General features: G+C 72.7%; 3 protein-coding genes and 1 pseudogene. All 4 read right to left on the bottom strand.

Translation table 11 applies throughout. The features are described from left to right. Window positions 1–357: pseudogene (locus WBA11_RS16850) on the bottom strand (hypothetical protein); the annotation flags it as partial. Window positions 358–598: 241 nt separating this feature from the next. Further along, the gene (locus WBA11_RS16845; RefSeq protein WP_424521807.1) at window positions 599–1387 is read right to left on the bottom strand and encodes a hypothetical protein; all 789 of its coding nucleotides are present in this window, start codon (window positions 1385–1387) and stop codon (window positions 599–601) included. Window positions 1388–1475: 88 nt separating this feature from the next. Beyond that, a complete protein-coding gene (locus WBA11_RS16840) occupies window positions 1476–1613 on the bottom strand; it encodes a hypothetical protein (RefSeq protein WP_424521806.1) in 138 nt (45 codons plus the stop codon). Then, window positions 1610–1960: sensor histidine kinase (locus tag WBA11_RS16835; RefSeq protein WP_424521805.1), on the bottom strand; the 351-nt coding region annotated here is incomplete at its 5' end. The genes WBA11_RS16840 and WBA11_RS16835, both read right to left, overlap by 4 nt.

The following is a 1960-nucleotide window of genomic DNA, read 5'->3' as shown; positions in this document are numbered from 1 at the left end:
GGGCAGTCGCTCGGACCCCGACCGCGCGCGCTGGAGCGCCGCCCAGGCCGGCGCCGCGTCCTCAGCGTTCATCGGCGCGTTGACGTGGGGGCCGAGCGCGAGCGCCTCGCCCCAGGCACACATCGCGCACGACGGGTCGAGCCGCTGCGCCTCGCGGAAGGCGCGGACGGCCTCGGCGTGGTTGAAGGCGAACGAGAGCACGATCCCCTGGTCCGAGAACCGCTGCGCCAGGGGCACGTCGGTGTCAACCGCGCGTGAGAAATCGCCCAGGCCGTCGAGACGCGGCGCCAGCGGCGCGTCCTGTGCGCGGGCGGAGACGGCGGCAAGCAGAACGAGCGAGAGGAGAAAAGCACGCATGGGAACGACGGCGGGTGGATAGGCCAGAAGCCCCAGGGCCGGGGCTCGCAACCCGTGACGTGAGACCGGGCTGGGCTCCCAAGTCGGTCACGGTTTCTTCAACGAGCGGCCTCTGGCGGACACGCGCGGCTATGGCCCGCCGCCCGAGGTCCGGGCGGCGCACGGCGAAGTCCCGTGAACACAACCGGGCCGGGCGCGCAGATGGTGCCCGGCCCGGCAGGTGGAAGGACTCGGGGCGTGGTCAGAGCGCACGCGGCTCGTCGTAGAGGAAGTCGTCCATCACGACCAAGTCCGCCGAGCCGCCGTCGCTCACGTCGTGGACTCCGGCGCCGAGCGCGCCCCCTCCCGATACGATCCGCACGCGGACCACGTCGTCGTCGGGGAAGTGGACCCCGACGAGCGAGATGCCCTGGGGCGCGACGGGCGCCGCGTACCGGCCCAGGCTGCCAGCGGCCGAGAAGAACTCGACCGTCGCTGCGCCCGCCACGTCCACGTCCGAGAACACGACGCCGAAGCCGTGGACGGCGGCGGCCGTCGCCTCGCCCGGCCGCTGGAACGTCACGTCGGTGACGGCGCTGCCGGCCGCGACGAACGTCTTGGTGGGGCTGAAGGCGTCGAACTGGGCGTCGTACGACGGGTCAATGTCGGCCAGGTCGGTGCCGCTCACGCGGAAGCCCGTGCCCGGCGTCGCGAAGACGGCGCCGCGCTTGCGGGCGTTGGGGCCGTCGGGGTCGGTGAGGTTGAAGAAGTCGCCGGGGAAGGCGTCATTGTCGGAGAACGCAGCGGGCACGGCGTCCCAGTCGATCTCGCGTCGGCCCGTCGTGGTGCCGGGCGTCTTGTTGAGCGAGTCGCCCAGGATTGTGCGGAAGGCCGCGAGGTCAGCGGTGATGTCGCCCGAGGCGGTCACGACGGTGCGCGCTGGCTCGTCGACGACGTCGGAGGTGTCGCAGCCGGTGAGGACGAAGAGGGCGGCGCACAGGGTCGCCAGAAGCGCGCGCGGTGTGCGGCGGGAGGAAATCGGTCGGGTCATGGGTCTGGGGTGAAACGGGGTGGGGGGAGTCGAGGCGCGGCGCCAGCGGCGCTTCGCCGTCAGCAAGAGGCCGGGCGGTTGCGTGGGGTTAGGGATTGCGGCCGACCAGTTGGTCGACCCAGGCGGGGGCGTCAGCGCTCAGTCCGTCGAGGTCGATCTCGATGGGCTGGAGGACGTGGTGGGCGATCGCGGCGAGGACCGCGAGAGCGAAGAGGGTGCGGGTCATGGCGAGGATGGAGAGTGAGTTCGGTCGGTCGTGCGCTCCGGAACGGGCGCCTGGAGGGGTGCCTCGGCACGCGGCTGGCCACGCGCCGAGGCGGGGAGCGAGAGCGTGACCATCGTGCCCTCGCCCACGACGCTGTCGATCGAGATCGAGCCGCCGTGGCGACCCACGACGACGTCGTAGGCGAGCGCGAGCCCGAGCCCGGTCCCCTCTCCGGGCGGCTTGGTGGTGTAGAAGGGCTCGAAGACGCGGTCTTGGAGACCCGCCTCGATGCCCGGCCCGTTGTCGCGGACGCGCACCGCCACGTGCTCGCCCTCGACGGCCGTCTCGACGCGCACGCGGGGCGGACC

Source organism: Rubrivirga sp. (assembly GCF_049648075.1).
Lineage (GTDB): Bacteria > Bacteroidota > Rhodothermia > Rhodothermales > Rubricoccaceae > Rubrivirga.
Note: the sequence above shows the minus strand (reverse complement) of the source record. Positions and strands in the feature narration are given on the sequence as shown.

Bases quoted from the DNA above. Each gene is read 5' to 3' on its own strand.
- WBA11_RS16845 (WP_424521807.1), bottom strand. From the start codon at position 1,387: ATGACCCGACCGATTTCCTCCCGCCGCACACCGCGCGCGCTTCTGGCG.
- WBA11_RS16840 (WP_424521806.1), bottom strand. From the start codon at position 1,613: ATGACCCGCACCCTCTTCGCTCTCGCGGTCCTCGCCGCGATCGCCCAC.